Here is a 24,404-nt window from a genome sequence, read left to right as displayed (position 1 = left end):
CAATAGTGGACGTATGGAAATACAATCAATATAATGGAATTATAGATAAACGTTTATCAGATATGAACCATTAACTGCAGCAAAAAATTATACCAAAAAGAGAAGGAAAAAAGGAGGATTATTATGGCAAGTAGTTTCAAAGCTAAAGTCCAAAAAATGGGCGGATTCCTTTCAGGAATGGTAATGCCTAACATTGGTGCCCTGATTGCATGGGGTATTATCACAGCATTATTTATTCCGACAGGATATTTCCCAAATGAAAAGATGAACGAACTCGTAGGCCCGACACTTAAGTTCTTGATCCCGTTGTTATTTGGATACACCGGAGGTCATACAGTATATGGAAGACGTGGTGCCGTTGCAGGTACACTTGCAACAATCGGTGTTGTCATTGGTTCAGAAGCAACCATGATGATCGGTGGTATGGTCATGGGACCTCTCGGTGCATGGATCATCAAGCAGTTTGACAAATTGTTAGAAGGACGTGTAAAACCAGGTCTGGAAATGTTAGTAGACAACTTCTCCATGGGTATCATTGGAGCACTGATGATGATCGCGGGATTCGTTGTAATCACACCGCTTTTTGCAGGTATTACAAGTGTCTTAACAGTCGGTGTTAACTTTGCGATCGATCACAGCATCCTTCCATTCACACCAATCTTCGTTGTACCAGGACAGGTATTGTTCTTAAACAACGCGATCAATCACGGTATCTTTACTCCGCTTGCGATTGAACAGGCTGCAGAGACAGGAAAATCTATTCTGTATCTTGTAGAGGCAAACAGCGGTAACTGGGCAGGACTTGTACTTGCATTTATGTGCTTTGGAAAAGGTATGGCAAAGAAATCTGCACCTGGTGCAGCGATCATTCAGATCATCGGTGGTATCGGTGAAGTATCTTTCCCTTATGCTTTGATTAAACCTGTTACTATTCTTGGACCGATCTGCGGTTCCATCGCAGCGTTATTCTGGTTCCAGATCATGGGCGGTGGTGCCGTTGCAGCAGTATCACCTGGATCAATCATTGCCTTGGCAATTATGTCACCGAAAGGAAAGCTGTTCGTCAACCTGGCCGGATATGTCATAGCCGCGATCGTATCGTTCGCTATCGTTGCATTCTTCCTTAAACGCGATAAGACGCCGGAAGATGAGGTCGGAGAAGTAGGCGGACTAGATATGAGCCAGTTTGTTGAAAGTCACAGCGCTCCTGGAGAAGAAAAGAAAGCTGTTGTAGCAGACGATGCAGAGCTTCCAAAACGCCAGGTTAAAAAGGTAGCATTTGCATGTGATGCAGGAATGGGATCCAGTGCCATGGGAGCTTCCATGCTGAAGACACAGCTGAATAAGATCGGAATGTACATAGATGTAAATCATGTATCTATTCATCAGATACCGGCAGACATCGATGTTATTGTTACAAACGAAAACTTATATGAAGCTGCGAAGAGTGCGGCTCCTGCGGGAGTACCGGTCATTGCGATCGAAAACTTCCTGGATGCTGCTGAACAGGCAGCAATTGCCAAGAAGATTAAAGACATGGCTGAATAAGTCAGACTGCGGCGCCATAATTGAAGAATTATGGCGCCTTCTAAGTAAAGGAGCTGCAAAATTATGCTGATGTCTAATCGTGTAAAAGATATCATACAGATTGTCTTAAGCAGCCGTGGTTTCGTAACCATGAAAGATATTGCCAACAAGATGAATGTCTCAGAGAGGACCGTATACCGGGAAATCCCTGAGGTGACAGAAGTGTTAAGGCAGTATCAGATTACGTTGGAAACGGTGAGTAAAAAAGGAATCTGGGCTGTCGGTCTGCCTGAACCTATTCAGAAACTCCAGACAGAATTAGGGGAACATAAAAAACTCCAGGTAGTAGACCCTAAGGAACGAATGTATTTGGTTCTCTTAGAACTGCTTCATCAGGATGACTTCATGAAGACAGAAGCATTGGCAATCGATATGGGTACATCCCTCCCGACAATCAGGAATGATCTGAAAAAGATTGAGAAAATTCTTCCGGAGTACAATATTAAATTAATCTCAAAAAAGGGAGATGGAATCTGCCTGAGCGGTGAGCAGGTGGCGAGGGATCATCTGATGGTCAATATCATCATGAAAAACACAGATGTGGATGTGATCGTACACTGGCTTGCAGGGAATGTCAGGCAGTTTCATCCTTTTATGCAGAAGCTGGATGAATATGGTTATATGGACCTGTTTCAGACATGTGAAAAAATATTAAGAGATATCAGCCATAAACTGATCCAAAAAAATTATCAGATACTTGACCAGAACTATGCAGAATTAGTCATGCTGGTGTCACTGCTGATCCGCAGACACAAGATCGGAAACAGGAAATACAGTACAGATTTTACTGTGGAACAAGTGGACAAGAACCAGAAGAAGGTTGTCGCCGCATTGATCCGGATGCTGGAAAAGAAATATTCCATTTCCCTGGACGAGGCAGAAAAAGAATATCTTCTGTGGGTTATGGATATCAGTGTCGGAAAAAGGAACAATGAAAATGTGTTTGTCAAAAATTTTGTGCTCAAGCCAAAGATTGAAGAGTTTGTAGAACTGGTGGAAGGGCGTATGGGCATTACTCTGAGCCAGGATACAAAGCTTATGGACGGACTGCTGACGCATATCGATAAAGCCCTGGTGCGGACAAGGAGCGGAATGAGTATCTCGAATCCAATTATCCGCGACATTGAAAAAGATTATTCGCAGCTGTTTTCCATTATAAAAGATACGGTCAGAAAAGTATTTCCGGATGATTATTTTCCGGATGATGAGATAGGGTATCTGGTATTATATTTTGCGGTATCATTGGACAACATTACAAAGAAGACATTCCGGGTGCTGGTGGTATGTTCCAGCGGTATGGGATCTTCCAAGATGCTGGCCAGCCGTCTGGAGAGGGAGATACCCGAGATTTATGTAAGAAAGATTGTATCTTTGGTAGGGCTGGGAGAAGAAGACTTAAACGATTATGACTTGATCCTGTCAACCATCCCGCTGTATTTAAAAGACAGGGAGTATCTGAAAGTTTCTCCGCTCCTGAACGATAATGAGCTGGAGATTGTAAAAGAAAAAATTAGAAGGCATAAGCATCAGACTTTAAGGAAGATTGAGGAACAGGAAAGAAAGGCGGCGGAGTTAGAAAGCAGCAACAGTATTGTATCTTTAAAACAGTTAAAACAATTAACTACGTGGGCAGTAGACTTATTGGCTGAATTCCATGTGTATGAAATTAATAATCTGAAGGATGAAAACCACTTATTTTCAAATTTGGAACACACGATCTGGGAAGCCGGAATCTTTATCGGTGAACAGGAGATTAAGAATTATGTGATCCGGCATGGAAATGAATGCCGTTTTACCATACCGACGACGGAAATCAGTTACTTTGAGTGTTATTTAAAGAAAATAAAAAAACCGCTTCTTTTCGTCTACCATTTAAAAGAGAAACGAATGGTCGATCCTCAGGAGGGTGATGCGGTCAGTAACATTATATTTTTCTTCTATCCAACGGAAATGGAAGAAGTACAGCAGATGTTTCTGCGATATATTACTGAATTGATCATCGAAGACCGGGATGTCATGAAGTTAATAGAGAAGGGCGACGAAGAAGAAATCAGGCAATGCTTTGGACACAGGTTCAGACATTATATAGGAGAATCAATTTAGGAGGTTTCATTATGGCAGATAAGAAGAGTATTTTTAACGAAGACAACATCAGATTGAACGCATCCTTTGCTACGAAGGAAGAGGCTATCCGGGCTGCGGGACAGATCCTTGCAGACAATGGTTACGTAAAAGAAGAATATATAGATGATATGCTGAAGAGGGAAGAAGTGGTCTCTACCTACATCGGCAATCACATTGCGATTCCGCACGGCATCGTAAAATCCGAAGAAAGGATTATGGCTTCAGGAATTTCCTTTATCCAGGTTCCTGAGGGCGTAGACTATGAAGGAAAAACTGCAAATGTCATCATTGGAATTGCAGGTAAGAACAATGAGCATATTGAGATTTTAGGAGATATCGCAGTGGCATGCTCAGATCTTGACAACGTAGAAAAACTTAGAAATGCAAAGACCAAAGAAGAAATACTGAATGTATTTAAAGATGTGGTCCGCTAAAACAGACGGAGGGAATAAAATGAAAGCAGTACACTTTGGGGCTGGCAAGATCGGCCGCGGGTTCATCGCAGACTTGCTGCATGATACAGGATATGAAATCGTATTCGTGGACGTAAATGAGAAAGTCAACGAGGAACTGAACAAATACCATAACTACTACTTATACGTGATCGAGGAGGATTACAGGAGAAAAGAAATCGACAAGGTTTCCGCTCTCTCTCCGATCACAGAAGAAGACAAAGTCGTGGAGGCAATCGTGGAAGCAGACGTAGTCACTACGGCAGTGCTGGCAGACAATTTCCCTAAAATTGCAGGTACTCTCGCAAAAGGGCTGAAAGCCAGATTGGAAGCAGGCAAAGAAAGAGTCAATGTAATTCCTTGTGAGAACGCATTGTTCAACGGAGATCTGCTCTTAAAGGAACTTGTCAAAACTGAAATTGCTTCTGAGGATGACTTCCTAAAAGCAGCGGCATTCCCGAATACGGCAGTAGACCGTATGGTATTCGGTACCGACAAAGACGGCAGAGACGGAATTGACATCGGAAAAGATCACGAGCTGGCAGTGGAAGTGAATAAGCTGGTAGACCCAGAGAAACTTCCGATTGCCGGAGCAGAATATACCGATAATCTTCAGAAGTTCCTGGAGAGAAAACTTTATACAATCAACTGCGGACACGCATGGTCCGGTTATATCGGAAAATTGATGGGATATGAGATCATCCAGGATTACTTCGCGGTGCCGGAAAACATTGAAATGACAAGAGAAGTCATGAGAGAAGTTGCGGCTCTGATGGTTGCAAAACACGGATTTACCGAGAAGGAAATGGAAGACTACATTACGTTTGCATTAAACCGTTTTTGTACTCCTGGTATCAAAGACACGATCACACGTATCTCCAGGGCGCCGATCAGAAAGCTTGCACCGAATGACCGTCTGGTAGGACCGGCTGTACAATGTGAGGAGAGGGGACTCAAAAATACACTTCTCCTGAGAGGTATTGCAGCGACATTCCTGTTCGACGTCAAAGAGGATGAGCAGTCTGTTGAGATGATGCAGTATGTGGCTGACAACGGCATTGAAGATGCAGTGACTCATTTTACAGGTATTGAAGCGGGAACCAGGATGTTTGATGAGATCGTCAAAGATTACAACGAATTAAAGGAAGGAAAATAATATGAAATTACAGTTAGCTTTAGATGAAATGAACCTTGTAGATGCACTGCGTTTCGCTGACAAGGTTGCGGAGCATGTCGATATTATCGAAGTGGGAACTCCTTTCGTTATGGACGAAGGAATGAGGGGTGTGCGTGAATTCCACCGTTTCTTCCCGGACAAAGAGATCCTGGCCGATTTAAAGATCATGGACGGCGGATATCTGGAAGCAAGCTATGCCTATGAGGCAGGTGCTGCTTATGCTACAATCCTGGGTGTTTCTGATAACCTGACCATTGAAGGCGCTTTAAAAGCGGCAAGAGACTATGACAGAAAACTCGTTGTGGATATGATCTGTGTGGAAGATCTTCCGACTAGAATTGCAAAGATGGAAGAAATCGGAGTTGACATCCTGGCAGTTCATACAGGGGCTGACCAGCAGGCAGCAGGCAGAGAGCCGATCCAGGATCTTCAGGTTATGACAGAACATGCAAAGAAGGCTCAGATCGCTGTGGCCGGAGGTATTAACAGTAAGACCATCGATAAATATGTTGCCTTAAAACCGGAGATTATTATTGTAGGATCTGCGATCGGACATGCAGAAGATCCGGTTGCGGAAGCAAAAGCGATCAAAGACGCGATGCTTTAAACCACAAATTGAGACTGGAGGGAAAGATTATGACAGAATGTAAAAATATGATGGCGATTCTCGGAGAATTAACCGACAACGCAAAAGAAGTAGATAATGAACAGATCGAGGCAGTGGAAAAACTGATCACAGAGGCAAAAAGAATCTTTATAAGCGGTGCGGGACGTTCCGGATTTGCTGCCAGAGGATTTTCTAATCGTCTGATGCATCTTGGGTATACCGTATACTTTGTTGGCGAGCCGACCACACCGTCGATTCAGGCAGGAGATCTGCTGATCGTCGGTTCCGGTTCCGGAAATACCGCGAGCCTTGTGTCTAATGCCAAAAAGGCAAAGAGCCAGGGAGCAAAGGTAGCGACCATTACAATGTTCCCTGAGAACACGATCGGATCTATGGCAGATGCGGTAATCACTCTTCCGGGAGTTACGAAGAAGTGTGACAATCATGAGGGTGCGGGAACTGTTCAGGCTGCCGGTTCCGGATTCGAGCAGTTAAGCTGGATTACATATGACTGTATGGTTATGGATCTGATGAGGATTACAAGTCAGTCAGATGACGATCTGTTTGCAAGACATGCAAATATGGAGTAATAACAAATATGATATAAAAGGGGCTCTTTCCGGAGCCCCTTTTATATAACACAATACCAGAAGACATGACAGTAGGGAGGAATTTCAGACTATGAAACAGGTTATGATTGTAGGAGCAGGACGCCTTGGAAAAGGATTTTTTGGAGAAACATTCGATAATGCCGGATGGAAAATCGCTTTTTTAGACAAGGATCCGAGGGTGGTCGAGGAACTAAAGAGGACAGGGAGTTATCACGTGGAAGTCCACAGGGTAGATTCTATTGAGAACCGGACTGTCTCAGGGTATGAGGCTTATGTCTGTGATGAAAATTATTCCTGCATGGATGCGTTTTTGAATACGGATGTTATTATGCTGCCGCTTTATCCAAAAGATTTTAGGGAAGCAGGACATTATTTATCTAAGTGTTTCACTGAGTTTTATAAAAAGCAGCCTGAGAAAAAGCTGACCGCTATCTGTGTGACAAACAAAAATTATCTGATCCCGGAAATTATAGAAAGTTTTAAGGAAAAACTCCCGGATGATGTGAAAGCGTGGTTTGATACGAATGTAGCAGTCAGAGATTCTATTATCCGGAGAGGAACAGATGCACAGACTCACTATGCCACTGAGATAGTGACGATGGCGGTTGCTTCGCTTCTGATTCAGACTCCTGTATATAATGATTTCAGCGATGTTGAATGGCTGGAACTGAATGACCAGATAGAAACTCTGAAGGATTTAAAAGTGTTTGCAATCAATGGACCTCATGCGTCAACTGCTTTCTGGGGTTATCTGAAAGGTTATAAAACGATACCGGATGCCGAAAAAGATGAGGAGATTGCCGGCATTATTTATCAGGCGCATAAAGAGATTCTCGATATGATCATGGAAGAATACGATATTACAAAAGAGGAGCTGGATCATTTGGAAAATCTTCCGACGCCGATGGGAGAGATTCCGGATTCCATCTACAGAGTAGCATTTGATCCGATAAGAAAACTTTCCAGAGGAGACAGGCTTACCGGAGCTGCACAGAGGTGCCTTAAACATGGTCTCCCTTATGAAGCGATTGCAAAAGGTATGGCAGCCGGCTTTGGATATACGGAGCCAGAGGATGAAAATGCGGTAAAGCTTCAGGAGGAAATCAAAGAATTGGGGATCGAAGAGACTGTGCATAAATATACGAAACTTGAAAAAGACAGCCCTATTCTGAGAAAAGTAGTGGAAGAATATGAAGCTCTGAAAGACAGAGGACTGATAAAATAAGAAGAATAATTTTGGCAAAAAAGCTGTGTTCCTTTTCATTGGGGAGACAGCTTTCTTTGTTATTTATCCTGATCCTATGTTACAATAAGTCTGTATTTTATGTTTAACAACAGTGGAAAAATACAGGAAAGGGTGTGTATATTGTGGAAAATAAATTTGACGTCATTATTATAGGAGCAGGGCCTTCGGGGATTTTCTGTGCGTATGAACTCTCACAAAAGAAAGCGGATTTAAAGATCTTAATGATAGAGAAGGGAAGAAGGATTGAAGACCGGTCCTGTCCCAAAAGGAAAACAAAAGTGTGTGTGGGCTGTAAGCCATGTTCCATTACGACCGGATTTGCAGGTGCAGGAGCTTTTTCTGACGGAAAGCTTTCCCTCTCTCCGGATGTGGGCGGAAATCTGCCGCAGATCCTTGGATACGAAGAAACAGAGCAGCTTCTGAAAGAATCGGACCAGATCTATTTGAAATTTGGAGCGGACACAAAAGTGTATGGATTGAATGAAGAAAAAGAAATTGCAAGGATCAGAAAAAAGGCAATTAAAGCCAATCTGAAATTAATCGAGTGTCCGATTCGGCATCTTGGCACGGAAGAGGGATATAAGATATACCAAAGGCTTCAGGAGCACCTGCTTGGCGTGGGGGTCAGGATGGAATTTAACACCATGGTTGATAATATTCTGACTGCAAAAGGACGGGTGAGGGGTGTGGTCACCGATAAAGGAGAGACATTCTATGCAGAGGAAGTTGTTGCCGCCGTGGGCAGGGAAGGATCTGAATGGCTCAGCAACCTGTGCCGGGAACACGAGATTGCGACTGAGGTGGGAACCGTAGACGTAGGCGTCAGAGTGGAGGTTCGGGATGAAATCATGGAAGAACTGAACAAGAGCCTGTACGAGGCAAAGCTGGTATATTATACGCCGACCTTTGACGATAAAGTCCGCGTGTTCTGTACCAACCCTTCAGGAGAAGTGGCCACAGAATATTATGAGGACGGACTTGCAGTAGTAAACGGCCATGCATATAAGGCAGAAAAATATAAGACAAAGAATACTAATTTTGCAATTCTTGTATCGAAAAATTTTACGAAGCCGTTTAAAGAGCCCATCCAGTATGGAAAACATATCGCGCAGCTCAGCAATATGCTCTGCGACGGAAAGATCCTTGTCCAGAGGTTCGGAGATTTTGTCCGGGGACGCAGAACGACAGAGGAACGCCTTCTCAGAAACAACATCACGCCGACGTTAAGGGATGCGGTGCCGGGGGATCTGTCATTGGTATTTCCTTACAGAATTATGAAAGCGATTGAAGAGATGATCTATGCACTGGATCAGGTGACGCCGGGGATGGCCAGTGATGAAACGCTGCTCTATGGAGTGGAAGTGAAATTTTATTCCAATAAAGTCGTCACAGACCAGGCGTTTGAAACCAACATCAAAGGCCTTCGGGCAATCGGTGACGGAGCCTCAGTCACAAGGGGCCTTCAGCAGGCATCGGCTAACGGGCTGAGCGCAGCCAGGAGTATTTTAACTGCGAAAGGAGTATCTATATGAGATATATATGTACCGTCTTATCCGTATCGGACATTAAGAAATCCAGAAAGTTTTATGAGAATTTATTCGGATTGGAGCTTTACCAGGATTATGGCATCAATATATCCTTTACTTGCGGACTTGCACTGCAGCAGGACTTTGACTGGCTGGTGAACATACCAAAAGAGGCAGTTCTGAAAAAAACAAATAACATCGAGATCTGCTTTGAAGAAGAGGACTTCGATGGATTCTTGAAAAAACTGAAAACTTATCCGGATGCTGAGCATTTGGGAGATGTGATTGAGCACAGCTGGGGACAGCGTGTCATCAGGTTTTATGATCCGGACGGGCATCTCATCGAAGTGGGAGAGTCAATGAAAATGGTAATTACCCGTTTTCTGGATTCGGGACTTACTATGGAAGAAGTTTCCAGCAAGATGGATGCCTCGGCAGAAGATCTGCAAAAACTTTTAGATAAGGAAGAGTGATCCTTTGAGTTCTATGGATAAAATAGGATCATATATAAGACGACAGTATCGTTTCCGGTGTTGCGGTAAGAGTGAGCAGTATCTCCCGGAAATCGTATACTTTCGTCTTTTGTTAAGGTAAATTTGTGACAATCAGCGCATATTTCAAGATCTCCGTGAAATACAGTGATAAATTCTGTCGTTCCTTTCAGATGTGCTTCGGACTCCCAGCGGCTGTATGGTTCCAACTTCAGATAGTATACGGCGAATTTCCTGTCGGCGTCATCCGGAAAAAGCGGATAATTTTTAACCCTTCCCGAATCTTCCAGCAGCGGTTCTATGTCTGCTGTCTTAATGATTTCGTATGGAGTTTTTGGACGGACAGTCAAGGCATCAAAGGGTACCTTCATGCCATTTGATATTTTCCACAAGGTTGATATCGTTGGGTTCCCGTCCCCGCGCTCAATTTGGGCCAGCATACTTTTACTGACACCGCTTAATTTTGAAAGTGCCTCCATGCTGAGTTTCTGCTTTTCACGGAGACGTTTAATGTTTTTGGCAACAATTAAATTCATTGTATCCAAAGAAAGACTCCTTTCTATTGACAATATATTGTACAAATTGTATTATTATATCATACGAGTGCAATATAATAACTGTTTTGTATTATTATATTATTTTGAAACGGGATTGTAAATAGAAAAGGAGGTTTCATTTGCTGCATCTATATGATTTTGTAATTTATTGTTTTATAACTGCTTATACTCCGGGGGCAAATAATCTGCTCTCTATGAGCAATGCCATACGCCTTGGATTTCGCCGCAGCGTACGTTTTAATCTTGGGATCTTGGCCGGCTTTACGGCAGTTATGACAATTTGTACGGTTTTCAGTACGGCACTTTATTCTTCTCTTCCAAAAATTAGATTTGTCATGCAGTTTCTTGGGGCTGCCTATATGCTGTTCCTGGCATGGAAATTGTGGAAGAGTTCCAATGATATGACTTCAGACGGAGGAAGTGAAGCCAGCTTTCTCTCGGGAATGATCTTACAGTTTGCTAATCCTAAAATATACATTTATGCTATAACAGCCATGTCACTTTATATTCTTCCCGCCTATCAGTCGACAGGCGCTTTAGCAGCATTTACGATTATGTTATCATTGATCGGTGCGTCAGGATCTTTTGTATGGGCATTGTTTGGGTCGGCTTTTTGCAATTTTTTCTCAAAACATTTCCGTGCGGTCAATCTGGTGATGGTTCTTCTGCTGATCTACTGTGCAGTCTCACTATTTATGTAAATTCACAAAAAAACAAAGATTCATTCAGCTGTTTTTGGGCAAATGGGCAAAAAATAAAAAAAGACTTATGAAGCTTTGAATGACCCTGCTATACTAAATATTAGAAAATAAATATATGACAGAAATGAAAATGGTAGCGAGATTATAAGACTCTAATCGCAGCGAAAGTTACAGTCTTATAGTCCCGCTATTTTTTTCTGTATGAATCAATGAAAAGTTTGGAGGAATTTATGGAAAAGAATCATTTTATGGAACGGGAGAGTATTGGGAAACTCATGCTGAAATTTTCTGTTCCGTGTATTATGTCACTGCTGGTGTCATCTCTTTATAATATTGTAGACCAGATCTTTATCGGGCAGGGGATCGGATATCTGGGAAATGGAGCTACCAATGTGGTGTTCCCGGTTACGATCATTGCACTCGCGATGGCACTGATGGTTGGAGATGGATGTGCAGCAAACTTAAGTATCTGCCAGGGGTGCAAAGATCAGAACAGAGCCAGAAAGAGCGTAGGAAATGCGATTGTGCTGCTTGTGGCAGCAGGTGTGGTTTTTACTGTTTTACTTTTTCTGTTTAAGGATCAGTTTCTGAAGGCTTTTGGCGCGACAGAGAATAACTTTGCATATGCCAGGGAATATTTTGTGTATATCATGATTGGAATTCCGTTTTTTATGTTTTCCAATGGCATGAACTCTATTATCAGGGCAGACGGCAGCCCTCAGTTTGCAATGATATCATTGGTGCAGTTATCAATGTGATCCTGGATCCGATTATGATTTTTGTATTTCATTGGGGAATGATGGGTGCAGCCCTGGCTACGATTACCGGTCAGATTGTGTCAGCGATTCTGGCAGTTTATTATCTTTGCCATATGAAATCTATAAAGATGGAAACAGAATGTTTTCGAGTGAACCCCATAATTTCTAAAAAGGTGCTTTCTCTGGGGATCAGCAGCTTTCTGACACAGATTTCGATCGTAGCCATTATGGCGGCAATGAACAATATGCTCGTGATTTACGGAGCACAGTCCAGGTTTGGGTCTGATATTCCGCTGACAGTGGTGGGAATTGTTATGAAAGTATTCCAGATTGTGATTGCTTTTTCTGTAGGCATCGCAGCAGGCTCCCAGCCAGTGATCGGGTTTAACTACGGAGCAGGACTGAACCACAGAGTGAAGAAGATATTTAAGCTGATGATGGCGGCGGAAGCCTGCGTAGGTGTGTTTTCCATGATCATATTCGAATGTTTTCCTATGGAGATCATCAAACTATTTGGAAATGAGAGTGTACTTTACAATGAGTTTGCGGTTCTTGCTTTCAGAACTTATCTTTGTACCATAGTATTATGCTGTATCCAAAAATCAGTCAGTATTTTTCTGCAGGCATTGGGGAAGCCAATTCTCTCAATGGGGCTCTCCCTGCTCAGAGACTTTATTTTAAGTGTACCGCTGGTTCTATTTCTTCCAAAATTATTGGGGATAAAAGGGACTCTTTATTCTGCGCCGGCGGCAGATATGATCTCATTCATCGCTGTGATTGCCGTAACCCGGTATCTTTTCGGACATTTAAAAAAAGATGAAAAGGAGGAGAGAGAAACAGCTTTTAACAGAGGAGAAGAAACAATAAATCTGGTGTCAGAGTAGATTATGAAATGTCTGAAGCAGGGTCCCTTTATTCCGGGATTCCTGCTTCTTTTTCGTCCGCGGTATCAGCATCATCATGTCTGGAGGAGTGTAGATAGGATTCATTTGCTTCTTTGCCTGCAGCTATGAGACGTTCCAGCCCCTCTTCAGGGCACAGAAAAGAGCCGATCGGATAAGGTGTCTTAGTATATATACCATGGAAATCCGTGCCGCCGGTCATAAATAAATCATGTTCTTTGGCCAGAGATCTGACATGGTCCTTTGTGCGCTCATCATTTCTCGGATGATTCAGTTCGATACCGTCGATGAGTTTTTCTTCAATGAGCATCTCCATGAGCATGGGATTTTTATATTCTCCCGGGTGGGCCAGGACTACGACACCGCCGCAGGATCGGATCAGGCCGACTGCTTCGTGTGTTGTCAGATCCTTCTGGGTCAGTTTGTATTTAGAACCGGAAGAAAAAAGCTCTTGGTGGAGTTCACCGATAGGGGTACCTGTATATCCCAGAGAAGCCAGGACCTGCATCATATGTACTTCATACAGGGTAGTACTTTTCCGGGCAGCCTCAAAGAGCTGTTCTTTCGTGATCGGATAATCTTCCATGAGCTTTTCGTACATGGCAAGCTTCGTCTGCCGCTGATATTCCAGATAACGGTCAAGCTTTCTCTGAAGCTTCTTTACATCGGCGGGATAGTAGCAGAGAAGATGAGGTTTTGTATCGGAAGCCTCGTGAACAGAGTTGATCTCGACCCCAGGGATGACATTGATCCCAAGTTCTTTTCCTAGAGCAAGTACAGCGGGAATAGAGTGGGTGGAATTGTGGTCTGTTACGGCGATATAATCCAGGCCGACGCGTTTTGCCTGGGAGATCAGCTGGTCGACGTTTAAAGCGCCGTCGGACAGCACAGTATGTGAGTGAAGATCTGCTTTCATTTTTAAATTCCTCCTAGTAATTTGGCTGATTATATTATATCATGAAGATAAGCGGATTTAACAGAAATACTTATTAAAATAAAAGACTGATCAGACAGAAAAAGGGGGCTATCGATATGAATTTAGAAGACTTTTATAGAGGAAGAGGCGAAGATTATCCGGTTATCATCGGAAGGTTTATGGGAAATGAAAATCTTTTAAAGAAGTTTGTCAAGAATTTTCCGGATGACCCGACCTATGGACGGCTTTGCGAAGCGATGGAGGCAAAAGACTGGCCGCAGGTGGAAATGTCGGCGCATACATTGAAGGGGGTAGCGGCGAATCTGAGTTTTTCAAAACTATTTCAGGCATCGGCGGACCTGGTCAGCGTCATAAGAGAACAAGAGACAGAGAAGGCAGATGGATTATTTTCAGAAGTGCAGAAAGCTTACAAAGAGGTAGTACAGGGAATATCCGGGCTGGATTAAATTTGGGGAAAGAGTATGGAAGCAGAAAAGCGGACGCTTTTGATCGTTGACGACGTGGAATTAAACAGAGCAATCTTGAATGAGATTTTCTGTAAAAATTATTATATTATTGAAGCTGCCAATGGAAAAGAAGCTCTGGATATTATTTTAGATGCGAGGAAAAAAGTAGACTTGGTTCTGCTTGATTTAGTCATGCCCGTCATGGACGGTTTCGTACTGATGGAGATACTGAAAGAAAAGGGGGTACTGGAGCATCTCCCGGTGGTGGTCATCACGGTGGACGGTTCAGAACAGATTCTGGAGAAGGCATACTCCATGGGGGCGGAAGAGATCATCATCAAACCGTTTAACCCCGATATCATCAGGGAAAAAGTAAAAAATATTTTGTCCATGTACATAAGGATGGAACTGATCAGCAGCATGGGGAAGCTTCAGCACCTGACTGAGGAAGATACAGAGGATCAGCTTTCTGCGGATACCGGCACAAAAACACGGATCGATGCCCTTTCTACTCGGACGCTGTATCTCCTTGAGCTGGAGAGGGAAAAGAACCGGGTGCTGGCAAATCTCTCCGGGGATATTATGTTTGATTATGATGTAAAGTCAGATACGCTTTCTTTTTCAGAAAAATATTTTGAGGTATTCGGGCGGGATACTGTGATCGAGGAAGTGAGCCGGAAGATCAGGAGAACGGATATCATCTATGACGATGACAAGCAGGTATTGGTGAACAATCTGGAAGGGCTGAGTACGGACAATACAACGATGCGTGCACAGATCCGGCTGATGACAAAAGACAGCGGATATCTTTGGTATGAGTGTTTTATAAAGTCTATCTGGGATATGGACGATGGAATGTGTTTGTCTCTGATAGGGAAATTCGTCAATATAGATCAGCACAGGAAAGAAATCTCCCGATGGAAAGAAGCGGCCGACAATGATGCCTTGACAGGAATCAATAATCGTAAAGGGCTGGAAGAAAAGATCTTAAAGATTATGAAAGAGAATGGGGATTCTTCAGGCGTACTGCTGTTTCTGGACCTGGATGACTTTAAACAGATCAATGACAGCAAAGGTCATGCTTTTGGCGACAAAGTGCTGCGGACCGTAGCAGAGAAGATTAAAAGCTGTGTCAGATCAACCGATGTGGTAGGCAGGATTGGGGGAGACGAGTTCATTGTTTTTCTCAACGGGATCGGAGGAAAGGATGCGGCACTCAAAAAGGCAGAAGAGATAGAACAGAAGATTCAGGACGGCTTTCATGGATATCCGGTAACGGTCAGCATAGGGATCGCACAGTTCCCGGAAGACGGAGCAGAATTTGATGTATTGATCAAGAGGGCAGATCAGGCACTTTATTACTCTAAAAATAAGGGAAAGAATCGGTATACATTTTATGATAAGAAGACAAAAGACATGCCGTTTCAGTCACTGCTCTCCAAGATGGACAGCGATGAAGATTTATAATATGAGATCATCGGAAATCAACGGGCAAAGATCGTTTGATTTCCTTTGGTCTCATTTGTTTTGGATCAGATTTTTCTCTGATACATTTTCTTTATAAATCCGGTCAGGGCGTACAGAAGCATAGCGATGATGCATAAGAGAACGATAGACATTAGTACCCAATCCATTTTAAATACCTGGCTTCCGTAGATGATCAGGTATCCAAGGCCGGAGCGTGCTGCCAAAAATTCTCCGATGATCACACCTACAAGAGAAAGCCCGATGTTTACATTCATAATGCTTAAAAGCAATGGAATACAGCTGGGTATGACTGCCATGGTCAGGCAGTCTTTTTTTGTTCCTCCGAGAGTCCGGATGAGTGTCAAGCGCTCCTTATCTACGTGGAGAAATCCACTGTATAAATTCAGGATACTTCCGAAAACCGCAATGGAGATGGCGGTGATAATGATCGTCTTCATATTATTTCCGAGCCAGACGATCAGGATCGGAGCAAGGGCTGATTTCGGAAGACTGTTTAAGACTACAAGGTATGGGTCGATGATCTTGGCAGCCGTGGGGAACCACCATAAGATAGTCGCGATCAGCACTGAAAATAAAGTGATCAGCGCAAAGCTTACGAGCGTTTCAGCCAGAGTAACCCCAATATGAAGAAAGATGGAATGGTCTGTTACCATGCCGTAAAAACACCGGATGATCCTGCTTGGACTGCTGAAAATAAATCCGTTCAGTATATTTTTTGAAACCGCTGTTTCCCAGGCAAATAAAAGAAGGAGAAGCAGAAGGACCTGGGCAACCCGGATCCAATATTTTTTCCGTTGTATTTGGTTTAAATACTCGGACTGTTCTTTAGAAATTGGATCAGTCATTGATTTCCCTCCATAATTGATTAAAATAATCTTTAAATTCTACTGCATTTCTTGCAGCCTGCGGTGTTTTTTTCTCACATGTAAGGTGAATAGGAACAATGGTCTTGACAGTTCCCGGACGTTTGGACAGCACGATGACACGGTCGGCCATACTGATCGCCTCAGAAAGATCATGGGTGACGAGGAGAGCAGTTTTTTTCTTCTCTTTTATGATGGTGCCTATATCATCGGATACCCGGAGTCTTGTCTGGTAGTCCAATGCAGAAAATGGTTCATCCAGAAGAAGGATATCCGGGGACAGGGCGAGTGTACGAATCAGAGCAGCCCTCTGGCGCATACCTCCGGAAAGCTGGCTCGGATAAGAGTTTTTAAAGTCTTTGAGTCCGTAAAGTTCCAGCAGACGGTCAACCTTATCAAATGCCTCCGGATCTTTGATGTTTTGTATCTTGAGTCCCAGGGTAACATTTTCATAAATAGTGCGCCAGGGAAGAAGCTGATCCTTCTGGAGCATATATCCGATATGGTCGGTGGATTCCTCGATCGGTACGCCGTTGATTTTGATGGTGCCGCCAGACAGAGGGAGCAGTTTTGCAATTAAATGCAGCATGGTCGATTTTCCGCATCCGCTTGGGCCTACTACCGCGACGAATTCACCGCTTAATACATCAAAAGTGATTGAGGAAAGAGCCGTAGTTTCTTGCTTCATAGTATGGTAAGAGTAGGAAACCTGCTCTAAGGAAAGGGCAGTGGTCATTCTCATATCTCCTTTCTTGGGGATTATAGTATAGATTATGCTGGAAAGAAAAAAGGTGATATTATTCCTTGACATAAGAGAGATTAGCAGACTATAATTAAAGCGTAGACAAAAGTGGTTTGTCTCGGATAAATTTTCATCGGTAAAGCTGCCGAAAGGCAGTGACACAAAGCCAAGGGTCTAAAGTCTTACATAAGACTATGACAGCCGGTTGCCACATTATTTATTTAATGTGTATGAATATAGGTATCTGACTTATATTTGAAGCTGTAAGCGCAACCGTTTGTGAAGGAAACTTCACGGACGGTTTTTCTTTTTAAAGAAGCACTCTGTATTTCAAAAGCTGGATGATTGTATTCATCACATGGTATTCATATCCACAGCGATGAATGAAACAATTACATATTCAGTAAAACTGTCAAAAGGCAGTGGCACAAAGTCAAGGGTCTAAGATCTGATTACAGATTATGACAGCCGATTGCCGTATGATGGGGATCATGTGATTTGAAAAACAGATTAGGGAACTGCTTTTTCACCGGTCATCCGCCGGATTTGTGCCTTGGGATAAGAGGAGGCGCATCAGTTATGAAAAAAGCAGTTTCTAAGTTGATAGCTGTGGCATTAGCGGTCATTGTGATTGCCGCAGGCGTTGGGATGGGGGTCCCGGCTTCGAAAAGTGTCGAAGCATCAAGCAAGGTTTCAGTAAAGGTCAGCACAACCAGAAAAGTCAAAACAAAAAAATATAAGTTAAAGAAAAAAGTATGCAGAAAAAAGACAACCACAAAAAAGAAAATGAAAACTACAAAGAAACTGACAAAGAGTGTTTCAAAAAAAGTTGAGAAAGTCATTCGACAGAATACAGTAGTTAAAACGACTATGAAGGCAAAGCGCAAGACAGTCAAGACTACGATTACGACGAAGACTACAACAAAGACGACAAATCTGGCCAGATCAGGAAGTGCTGACATTAACCAATTGAAGGGGATCATTGATACAAGGGTAATCAATTCATTTAAGAAGACCGGAATGACGATTGAAACGAATCCGCGTTCCTCCGTCTTAAAGGGAGCAGACGGAGTGTTCAGCCCATCCAGAAAGAGAATTTACCTGAAAGCCAACGTAGACCGCGTGCTTGTCCATGAAGTGGGACATTTCGTGGCATACAGGCAGGGAAGAGCTGATTCAACCAAAGAGTTCCAGGCTATCTACAAAGCAGAGAAGAATAAGTTCAAAGGAGACAATAAAAAGTATGCTGTTTCCTCCAACAAGGAGTTTTTTGCAGAATGCTTTAAAGAATACTCTATGAACAAGTCTTCCTTAAAGAAAAATTGCCCGCGCTCTTACAAGTACATACAATCTGTGATCAGCAGAATGTAATCATCGTAGGAGTCATAAAGGAAGTCTCAAAACTGTAAGTGCAAACTATGGTTTTGAGACTTCCTTTTTTTGCTGTCTGAAAAAACTTTTTCATTGACATCAGAAACTTCCGAAGTTATCATTAGGGGCGGAAAAGGAGACAGGAGCATGCATTATGATCATATTATTTCAGGTACATTTTTAAAGCGCCCCAATCGGTTTATAGCCATTGTACTCGTCGGAGGACAGGAAGAAGAGGCACATGTTAAGAATACAGGAAGATGCAGGGAACTGCTGATTCCCGGAGCCAGGGTTTACCTGCAGCAGCATAACGATCCTAAGAGAAAGACAAAGTATTCTCTGATTGGTGTGAGCAAAGGAAATCTAATGATCAACATGGATTCCCAGGCGCCCAATAAAGCTGTGGGAGAATGGCTGAAAAGGGGAGGGATTTTTCCTTATATAGAAGAGATCAGGGCGGAAAAAAAGTATGGAAATTCCAGATTTGATTTCTTTGTCAGAGGAGGAGAACTTATGGCGGGAACCAGAGAGGCCTTCGTGGAAGTAAAAGGAGTGACCCTGGAGGAGGATGGAACAGCATGGTTTCCTGATGCGCCTACCGAACGCGGAGTCAAGCATATAGAGGAACTCATACACTGCGTGGAAGAAGGTTATGATGCATATATTATCTTCGTCATTCAGATGAAAGGCGTGCACTGCTTCAGGCCCAATGACCGTACCCACAGGGCCTTTGGAGATACTCTGAGGAAAGCAGCAGACTCTGGAGTGCATATACTTGCACTGGACTGCCTTGTAACAAAGGACACAATGGAAATTGATGAGAAAATTCCGGTGATTCTGTAAACAAACCACCGGATAAGGAAGAGGGAGCAGACTATTTTTACTGCTTCCTCTTCCTAGTTATGAAGTTTTTATTCAGCAGCCGGTTCTGCCAGCGGAATAGTACGGAATATTTTTCTGGATTCCCAGGAAATCAGACAGCAAATCAGGCAGGCACCGTAGACCGCAAAATAAGACTGGCTCTTCAAAACATCAAACAGAACTCCGTATACGGCCTGGCCAAGAGGCTGGGAACACATGGACAGTGCCATGATACAGGAGATGACTTTGCCGATCAGATGATGCGGTGTAAGAGCCTGCACGAATGAGAGCATCTGCACGGTAAACATCGTGGAGCAGGCCATCATAAAGAAACTGCACAGGGTGATTACAATGTAGGCTGCCATCGGAGGAACATCCAGATTCAGCACGAGTCCGATTGGAAGGAGAGACGCTCCGCTGAGCAAGAGCAGAACATGGACCCCCTGGATATTCAGCCGTTTTGCAAAGACTCCGGTGAGGATACCGCCCAAAAGGCCCCCGAGGGCTAAGGCTCCCTGGGCATACCCATAAAGCTGGCTGGACATATGGAGAAACTGTGTGATGATCACAGGCAGGCCTACGATGAGCAGGGCGCTTAAAAATAAGTTAAATGCGCAGACAATCAGGATTCCTTTCCCTATAACAGGCTGTTCTGTACGGATAAACCGGAAACTTTCTGAAAGATCCTGTTTTACTACTGCAAATACACTGGTTCCCTTTTTTGGCTTTTTAAATGGGATATGGATAAACAGTTCCATTGTGGCAGAAAATATAAAGCAGATGATGCTCACATATAATATCGGGCGGATTCCGTAGAAGCCGTATAAGGCTCCGCCGGCCACCGGACCGATTAGATTGGCCAGAGCATTGACCTGATTGATGACTGCATTTCCGGAAAGCAGACGGTCCGGAGTCAGCAGAGCCGGAAGGCTTGCCTGGACTGCCGGCTGGTATGCACCCTGTATGCCATAAAGGATCATAAGGGTTATGACCAAAAGCATCACCAGGGATACATGGCCGAGAGCGGCGGTAAACAACAGGATCAGAGCGCTGGTTGCATAGTCAAGAATGACCATGATATTTCTTTTGTTGATCCGGTCCGCAACTATACCTCCTGCGGGTGAGAGCAGGATCATAGGAATAAAGGAACAGGCGGTGACAATGCCGAACAGGGATGCGGACCCTGTTTCATTTAACAGATACAGAGGAAGTGCAAACCTCAGGATGGAATTGCCGAACAGAGAAATGATCTGTCCGATCACTACCAGAGAAAAATCTCTGGTAAATAGTTTATCTTTCATAAAAACTCCTTTCATACATTCGGTTGGTATGTAAAATTGATAAAAAAATTTGTAGTTCTCACCAATCTCCAAGACCGGACTGTATGAGTCCAGTCTGAGGATGAATGAGTCAGCTTTTTTCTTCCAGCTGTTTTCGGTAAGATTCAAGAACAAGGAGTGCTTCGTCATCCAGCAGAGGCATTCCGAGCCGGTCAAGCAGATCTTTCATAAACTGGGTTTTGCGGATGAGTTCTTCCGCAGTATTTTGGATAATAAATGGGTTCATCCAGAAGTTGCACAAAATGAGAAGTGCTTCTGACAGTTCTTTTGGATATTTAGTTTTTACAGAACCATCCTGAATCCCCTGCTCTATCAGCGGCAGTATCAGGTGGGGCACTGTATTGTCCAGGCTTTCAAACAGCTGCTTGGTCAGGAATCGTGGATTTTTCATAATATGAGGAGCGGCATTAATCATCATTTGATTACCGGGACTTTTAATTGATACGATGAGAAGTTTTCTTAATTTTTCAAGTCCTGTCCCCGGTCCGTTCAAAATATCCTCATAGTCCTTTTCCTGCCCGCTGTACAATTGGTTCATGACGGCTTCTATGATATCACTCTTGGATTTAAAGTGGTGATATATGGCGCCCTTCGTCAAATCACCCAGTTCGTCGATGATATCCTGAATCGTTGTGTGTTCGTAACCTTTTTCCAGAAATAATTTCAGCGATGCATCCAAGATCCTCTGCTCTGTAATCTCGGGATATTTATTTCTTGCCATGGAAAATCATCCTTTCTTGCATACATACTAATAGTATGTATTTAAAATAGCAGATACATGGAAGAATGTCAAGAAATTAAAAATAATACTTGCTTTTTATATGCTAGATGTTATACTAGATATAGAACAAATAAGATTGGAGGAGTGAAGATGAATATTAATAAGTTTACTCAAAAGTCAGTCGAAGCAGTAAATCAGTGTGAAAAGATTGCTTATGACTGCCAAAACCAGGAAATTGACCAGGAACATTTATTATATAGTCTGCTGACCATAGAAGATAGTTTGATTCTTAGCCTTTTGGAGAAGATGAATGTCAATAAAGATTCTTTTTTAAGCCAGGCACAGCAGCTGCTCCAGAAGAAACCGAAGGTTTCCGGCGGACAGGTCTACATGAGCCAGGCGCTGAATCAGGTACTGCTGGCAGGGGAAGATGAGATGAAGGCCATGGGAGACGAGTATGTCTCTGTGGAGCATCTGTTTCTTGCTATGATCAAAAAGCCGAACAATGCAGTGAAAGAACTGTTCAGAGGTTATGGAATCACCAGAGACCGTTTCCTGGAGGTTTTGTCCGAAGTAAGGGGAGATAAGAAGGTAACCACGGACAATCCCGAGGCAACCTATGATACGCTGGAGAAATACGGATACGATCTGGTGAAGCGTGCCAGAGAGCAGAAACTGGACCCTGTGATCGGAAGAGACAGCGAGATCCGGAATGTTGTCCGTATTCTTTCAAGGAAAAGCAAGAATAATCCAGTGCTCATCGGAGAGCCCGGTGTTGGTAAAACTGCGGTCGTAGAGGGACTTGCCCAGAGGATCGTCCGGGGGGATGTGCCGGAACAGTTAAAGGACAAGACGATTTTCTCACTGGATATGGGATCTCTTGTGGCAGGCGCCAAATACAGAGGAGAATTTGAAGAACGACTGAAAGCGGTTCTCGAAGAAGTGAAAAAGAGCGAGGGACAGATTATCCTGTTCATTGATGAGCTGCACACGATCGTGGGAGCGGGAAAAACAGAGGGCTCCATGGATGCAGGCAATATGCTGAAGCCGATGCTGGCCAGAGGAGAGCTTCACTGTATCGGAGCGACGACTCTGGATGAGTACCGTCAGTATATTGAAAAAGATGCGGCTCTGGAGAGAAGGTTCCAGCCGGTCATGGTGGATGAGCCTACCGTGGAAGATACGATTTCTATCTTGAGAGGTATCAAAGAGCGCTACGAGGTTTTCCACGGAGTAAAAATCACAGATGGATCTTTGGTGGCTGCTGCGACCCTGTCAAACCGCTATATCACGGACCGTTTTCTTCCGGATAAAGCCATTGACCTGGTGGATGAGGCATGTGCCATGATTAAGACAGAAATGAATTCCCTTCCTTCAGAACTGGATGAGGTTCAGAGGAAGATCATGCAGCTGGAAATTGAGGAAGCGGCACTGAAGAAGGAAGACGATAATCTGAGCAGAGAACGCCTCCTGGAACTTCAGAGAGAATTGGCAGAGATGAGGGAAGATTTCAATGCCAAGAAGGCCACATGGGAGAATGAAAAGTCTTCCGTGGAGAGGGTTTCCAAACTGAGAGAAGAGATTGAATCTGTAAACAACGAAATACAGATCGCACAGAGAAATTATGATTTGAATAAGGCTGCGGAACTCCAGTACGGGCGTCTTCCGGAGTTGAAAAAACAGCTAGAAGAGGAAGAAGAGAAAGTACGGAAAGAGGACCGCTCTATGGTCAGGGAAAGCGTCACAGACGAAGAGATCGCCAAGATCATTTCCCGCTGGACGGGAATTCCTGTGGCAAAGCTTACAGAGAGTGAGAGAAATAAGACACTCCATCTGGATGAGATCCTTCACAAGAGAGTTGTGGGGCAGGACAATGCAGTGCAGCTTGTGACGGACTCTATCATCCGTTCCAAGGCGGGGATCAAAGACCCGAGCAAGCCGATTGGTTCTTTCCTGTTCCTTGGGCCGACGGGTGTAGGAAAGACGGAGCTTGCCAAGGCACTGGCAGAGAGCCTATTCGACAACGAACAGAATATTGTCCGTATCGATATGAGCGAATATATGGAGAAACACTCCGTAGCCCGTCTGATCGGAGCGCCTCCGGGATATGTAGGATATGAGGAGGGCGGACAGCTGACGGAAGCAGTCAGAAGAAAACCTTACTCTGTTGTACTGTTTGATGAGGTGGAGAAAGCTCATCCGGATGTGTTCAATATCCTTCTCCAAGTGCTGGATGACGGAAGGATCACAGATTCCAAGGGAAGGACCGTGGACTTTAAAAATACGATCCTTATCATGACATCCAACATTGGTTCCACCTATCTGCTGGAAGGCATCGACCAATCCGGTAATATTACAAAAGAGGCGGAAGACATGGTGATGGCAGACTTAAAGAACCATTTCAGGCCGGAATTCTTAAATCGTCTGGATGAGATGATCCTGTTTAAACCGCTGACGAAGGAAAACATTACGAACATTATTGACCTGTTAGTTGCAGATTTGAATAAACGTCTCAGTGACAAAGAGCTTGCCGTAGAGCTCACACCGGCAGCGAAAATCTTTGTGGCGGACAACGGATATGACCCGATGTATGGTGCCAGACCGTTAAAGAGGTATCTGCAGAAGAGCGTGGAAACATTGGCTGCAAGGCTGATCTTAGGTGATGGGGTCAATATGGAAGATACGATCCTGATTGATGAACAAAACGGGGAACTGACGGCAAGGGTGAAATAAGAAGATATATAAAAAGGCTGTTTTGAACAACAGCCTTTTTATTGCAACACTGCTTGCCTGCATAGATAGGAAAAACAAGCGTAAATAAATAAGCCTACCTTGAACTTGTCGGTCTGGGTAGGCTTATGCACAAACCGGAGGCTAACCACCTCAGTGGGCGATA

At 43.7% G+C, this 24,404-nt stretch carries 21 protein-coding genes, 1 pseudogene and 2 riboswitches; of the genes and pseudogenes, 16 read left to right on the top strand and 6 right to left on the bottom strand.

Going from position 1 to position 24,404, the window contains the following annotated elements:
* Positions 1 to 123: 123 nt before the first annotated feature.
* The 9 genes from ANCC_RS15110 to ANCC_RS15070 all read left to right on the top strand — a co-directional run bounded on the left by ANCC_RS15110 (position 124) and on the right by ANCC_RS15070 (position 9,803).
* Positions 124 to 1,548, top strand: coding sequence for a PTS transporter subunit EIIC (locus ANCC_RS15110; protein ID WP_006566366.1), 1,425 nt, complete (start codon positions 124 to 126; stop codon positions 1,546 to 1,548).
* Between the two features lie 63 nt (positions 1,549 to 1,611).
* Positions 1,612 to 3,690 (top strand): BglG family transcription antiterminator, encoded by a 2,079-nt coding sequence (locus tag ANCC_RS15105; protein WP_006566365.1) that lies wholly within the window; start codon positions 1,612 to 1,614, stop codon positions 3,688 to 3,690.
* 11 nt (positions 3,691 to 3,701) lie between these two features.
* Complete coding sequence (locus tag ANCC_RS15100) at positions 3,702 to 4,145, top strand: PTS mannitol transporter subunit IIA (RefSeq protein ID WP_006566364.1); 444 nt, start codon at positions 3,702 to 3,704, stop codon at positions 4,143 to 4,145.
* Positions 4,146 to 4,164: 19 nt separating this feature from the next.
* Positions 4,165 to 5,319: a mannitol-1-phosphate 5-dehydrogenase gene (locus ANCC_RS15095; protein ID WP_009290929.1), complete on the top strand. Its 1,155-nt coding sequence runs from the start codon at positions 4,165 to 4,167 to the stop codon at positions 5,317 to 5,319.
* Position 5,320: 1 nt separating this feature from the next.
* Positions 5,321 to 5,947: a 3-hexulose-6-phosphate synthase gene (hxlA, locus tag ANCC_RS15090; protein WP_006566362.1), complete on the top strand. Its 627-nt coding sequence runs from the start codon at positions 5,321 to 5,323 to the stop codon at positions 5,945 to 5,947.
* Between the two features lie 29 nt (positions 5,948 to 5,976).
* Entirely contained in the window at positions 5,977 to 6,537 is a 561-nt protein-coding gene (gene hxlB / locus ANCC_RS15085) for a 6-phospho-3-hexuloisomerase (RefSeq protein ID WP_006566361.1), read from the top strand.
* A gap of 91 nt (positions 6,538 to 6,628) precedes the next feature.
* Positions 6,629 to 7,783, top strand: coding sequence for a mannitol dehydrogenase family protein (locus ANCC_RS15080; protein WP_006566360.1), 1,155 nt, complete (start codon positions 6,629 to 6,631; stop codon positions 7,781 to 7,783).
* A 134-nt stretch (positions 7,784 to 7,917) separates the two neighbouring features.
* Positions 7,918 to 9,336 carry an NAD(P)/FAD-dependent oxidoreductase gene (locus ANCC_RS15075; protein ID WP_006566359.1) on the top strand — a complete coding sequence of 473 codons (1,419 nt, stop codon included), beginning with the start codon at positions 7,918 to 7,920 and terminating at the stop codon, positions 9,334 to 9,336.
* Positions 9,333 to 9,803, top strand: a complete 471-nt coding sequence (locus ANCC_RS15070; protein ID WP_006566358.1) for a VOC family protein — start codon at positions 9,333 to 9,335, stop codon at positions 9,801 to 9,803. Before ANCC_RS15075 ends, ANCC_RS15070 begins: the two co-directional genes overlap by 4 nt.
* A gap of 11 nt (positions 9,804 to 9,814) precedes the next feature.
* On the opposite strand, the gene ANCC_RS15065 is transcribed toward ANCC_RS15070, so the two are convergent.
* Positions 9,815 to 10,357, bottom strand: a complete 543-nt coding sequence (locus tag ANCC_RS15065) for a helix-turn-helix domain-containing protein (protein WP_006566357.1) — start codon at positions 10,355 to 10,357, stop codon at positions 9,815 to 9,817.
* Between the two features lie 140 nt (positions 10,358 to 10,497).
* On the opposite strand from ANCC_RS15065, the gene ANCC_RS15060 reads away from it, so the two are divergent.
* Together ANCC_RS15060 and ANCC_RS18015 are read left to right on the top strand one after the other, a co-directional pair.
* Positions 10,498 to 11,079 carry a LysE family transporter gene (locus ANCC_RS15060; protein ID WP_009290933.1) on the top strand — a complete coding sequence of 194 codons (582 nt, stop codon included), beginning with the start codon at positions 10,498 to 10,500 and terminating at the stop codon, positions 11,077 to 11,079.
* A gap of 230 nt (positions 11,080 to 11,309) precedes the next feature.
* Positions 11,310 to 12,721, top strand: a pseudogene (locus ANCC_RS18015) (MATE family efflux transporter).
* A 28-nt stretch (positions 12,722 to 12,749) separates the two neighbouring features.
* Here ANCC_RS18015 and ANCC_RS15050 read toward each other — a convergent pair.
* Positions 12,750 to 13,655: a PHP domain-containing protein gene (locus ANCC_RS15050; RefSeq protein WP_006566353.1), complete on the bottom strand. Its 906-nt coding sequence runs from the start codon at positions 13,653 to 13,655 to the stop codon at positions 12,750 to 12,752.
* Between the two features lie 116 nt (positions 13,656 to 13,771).
* On the opposite strand from ANCC_RS15050, the gene ANCC_RS15045 reads away from it, so the two are divergent.
* Positions 13,772 to 14,122: an Hpt domain-containing protein gene (locus ANCC_RS15045; RefSeq protein ID WP_006566352.1), complete on the top strand. Its 351-nt coding sequence runs from the start codon at positions 13,772 to 13,774 to the stop codon at positions 14,120 to 14,122.
* Positions 14,123 to 14,137: 15 nt separating this feature from the next.
* A complete protein-coding gene (locus tag ANCC_RS15040) occupies positions 14,138 to 15,589 on the top strand; it encodes a GGDEF domain-containing response regulator (protein ID WP_006566351.1) in 1,452 nt (483 codons plus the stop codon).
* Positions 15,590 to 15,654: 65 nt separating this feature from the next.
* Here the strand turns inward: ANCC_RS15040 and ANCC_RS15035 are convergent, their stop codons facing one another.
* Positions 15,655 to 16,455 carry an ABC transporter permease gene (locus ANCC_RS15035; protein WP_006566350.1) on the bottom strand — a complete coding sequence of 267 codons (801 nt, stop codon included), beginning with the start codon at positions 16,453 to 16,455 and terminating at the stop codon, positions 15,655 to 15,657.
* On the bottom strand, positions 16,448 to 17,209 hold the full coding sequence (locus ANCC_RS15030) for an ABC transporter ATP-binding protein (protein ID WP_022260948.1): 762 nt from the start codon (positions 17,207 to 17,209) through the stop codon (positions 16,448 to 16,450). The genes ANCC_RS15035 and ANCC_RS15030 overlap by 8 nt, the downstream gene beginning before the upstream one ends.
* 131 nt (positions 17,210 to 17,340) lie before the next feature.
* Positions 17,341 to 17,428, top strand: a riboswitch (cyclic di-GMP riboswitch).
* 179 nt (positions 17,429 to 17,607) lie between these two features.
* A riboswitch (cyclic di-GMP riboswitch) is annotated at positions 17,608 to 17,695 on the top strand.
* Positions 17,696 to 17,794: 99 nt separating this feature from the next.
* On the opposite strand from ANCC_RS15030, the gene ANCC_RS15025 reads away from it, so the two are divergent.
* The gene (locus tag ANCC_RS15025) at positions 17,795 to 18,586 is read left to right on the top strand and encodes an anthrax toxin lethal factor-related metalloendopeptidase (protein ID WP_006566348.1); all 792 of its coding nucleotides are present in this window, start codon (positions 17,795 to 17,797) and stop codon (positions 18,584 to 18,586) included.
* A 147-nt stretch (positions 18,587 to 18,733) separates the two neighbouring features.
* The gene (gene sfsA / locus ANCC_RS15020) at positions 18,734 to 19,429 is read left to right on the top strand and encodes a DNA/RNA nuclease SfsA (RefSeq protein WP_006566347.1); all 696 of its coding nucleotides are present in this window, start codon (positions 18,734 to 18,736) and stop codon (positions 19,427 to 19,429) included.
* A gap of 68 nt (positions 19,430 to 19,497) precedes the next feature.
* Here sfsA and ANCC_RS15015 read toward each other — a convergent pair whose 3' ends face one another.
* Both ANCC_RS15015 and ANCC_RS15010 read right to left on the bottom strand, forming a co-directional pair.
* Positions 19,498 to 20,916 (bottom strand): MFS transporter, encoded by a 1,419-nt coding sequence (locus ANCC_RS15015; protein WP_083774636.1) that lies wholly within the window; start codon positions 20,914 to 20,916, stop codon positions 19,498 to 19,500.
* Positions 20,858 to 21,508 (bottom strand): TetR/AcrR family transcriptional regulator, encoded by a 651-nt coding sequence (locus ANCC_RS15010; RefSeq protein ID WP_006566345.1) that lies wholly within the window; start codon positions 21,506 to 21,508, stop codon positions 20,858 to 20,860. Before ANCC_RS15010 ends, ANCC_RS15015 begins: the two co-directional genes overlap by 59 nt.
* Positions 21,509 to 21,658: 150 nt before the next feature.
* Here ANCC_RS15010 and clpB point away from each other — a divergent pair, with 150 nt between their 5' ends.
* Complete coding sequence (gene clpB / locus ANCC_RS15005; protein ID WP_039946381.1) at positions 21,659 to 24,241, top strand: ATP-dependent chaperone ClpB; 2,583 nt, start codon at positions 21,659 to 21,661, stop codon at positions 24,239 to 24,241.
* Positions 24,242 to 24,404: the final 163 nt, after the last annotated feature.

The organism is Anaerostipes caccae L1-92 (assembly GCF_014467075.1).
In the GTDB taxonomy this organism is placed as follows: Bacteria; Bacillota; Clostridia; order Lachnospirales; family Lachnospiraceae; genus Anaerostipes; species Anaerostipes caccae.
Note: the sequence above shows the minus strand (reverse complement) of the source record. Positions and strands in the feature narration are given on the sequence as shown.

What these genes read in the sequence shown, in the direction of transcription:
- hxlA (WP_006566362.1), top strand. Translation starts at nt 5,321, where the DNA reads ATGAAATTACAGTTAGCTTTAGATGAAATGAACCTTGTAGATGCACTG.
- ANCC_RS15045 (WP_006566352.1), top strand. Translation starts at nt 13,772, where the DNA reads ATGAATTTAGAAGACTTTTATAGAGGAAGAGGCGAAGATTATCCGGTT.
- ANCC_RS15110 (WP_006566366.1), top strand. Translation starts at nt 124, where the DNA reads ATGGCAAGTAGTTTCAAAGCTAAAGTCCAAAAAATGGGCGGATTCCTT.
- ANCC_RS15035 (WP_006566350.1), bottom strand. Translation starts at nt 16,455, where the DNA reads ATGACTGATCCAATTTCTAAAGAACAGTCCGAGTATTTAAACCAAATA.
- ANCC_RS15025 (WP_006566348.1), top strand. Translation starts at nt 17,795, where the DNA reads ATGAAAAAAGCAGTTTCTAAGTTGATAGCTGTGGCATTAGCGGTCATT.
- clpB (WP_039946381.1), top strand. Translation starts at nt 21,659, where the DNA reads ATGAATATTAATAAGTTTACTCAAAAGTCAGTCGAAGCAGTAAATCAG.
- ANCC_RS15100 (WP_006566364.1), top strand. Translation starts at nt 3,702, where the DNA reads ATGGCAGATAAGAAGAGTATTTTTAACGAAGACAACATCAGATTGAAC.
- ANCC_RS15050 (WP_006566353.1), bottom strand. Translation starts at nt 13,655, where the DNA reads ATGAAAGCAGATCTTCACTCACATACTGTGCTGTCCGACGGCGCTTTA.
- hxlB (WP_006566361.1), top strand. Translation starts at nt 5,977, where the DNA reads ATGACAGAATGTAAAAATATGATGGCGATTCTCGGAGAATTAACCGAC.
- ANCC_RS15030 (WP_022260948.1), bottom strand. Translation starts at nt 17,209, where the DNA reads ATGACCACTGCCCTTTCCTTAGAGCAGGTTTCCTACTCTTACCATACT.
- ANCC_RS15070 (WP_006566358.1), top strand. Translation starts at nt 9,333, where the DNA reads ATGAGATATATATGTACCGTCTTATCCGTATCGGACATTAAGAAATCC.
- ANCC_RS15080 (WP_006566360.1), top strand. Translation starts at nt 6,629, where the DNA reads ATGAAACAGGTTATGATTGTAGGAGCAGGACGCCTTGGAAAAGGATTT.
- ANCC_RS15105 (WP_006566365.1), top strand. Translation starts at nt 1,612, where the DNA reads ATGCTGATGTCTAATCGTGTAAAAGATATCATACAGATTGTCTTAAGC.
- ANCC_RS15095 (WP_009290929.1), top strand. Translation starts at nt 4,165, where the DNA reads ATGAAAGCAGTACACTTTGGGGCTGGCAAGATCGGCCGCGGGTTCATC.
- ANCC_RS15015 (WP_083774636.1), bottom strand. Translation starts at nt 20,916, where the DNA reads ATGACGAAGCACTCCTTGTTCTTGAATCTTACCGAAAACAGCTGGAAG.
- sfsA (WP_006566347.1), top strand. Translation starts at nt 18,734, where the DNA reads ATGCATTATGATCATATTATTTCAGGTACATTTTTAAAGCGCCCCAAT.
- ANCC_RS15040 (WP_006566351.1), top strand. Translation starts at nt 14,138, where the DNA reads ATGGAAGCAGAAAAGCGGACGCTTTTGATCGTTGACGACGTGGAATTA.
- ANCC_RS15065 (WP_006566357.1), bottom strand. Translation starts at nt 10,357, where the DNA reads ATGAATTTAATTGTTGCCAAAAACATTAAACGTCTCCGTGAAAAGCAG.
- ANCC_RS15010 (WP_006566345.1), bottom strand. Translation starts at nt 21,508, where the DNA reads ATGGCAAGAAATAAATATCCCGAGATTACAGAGCAGAGGATCTTGGAT.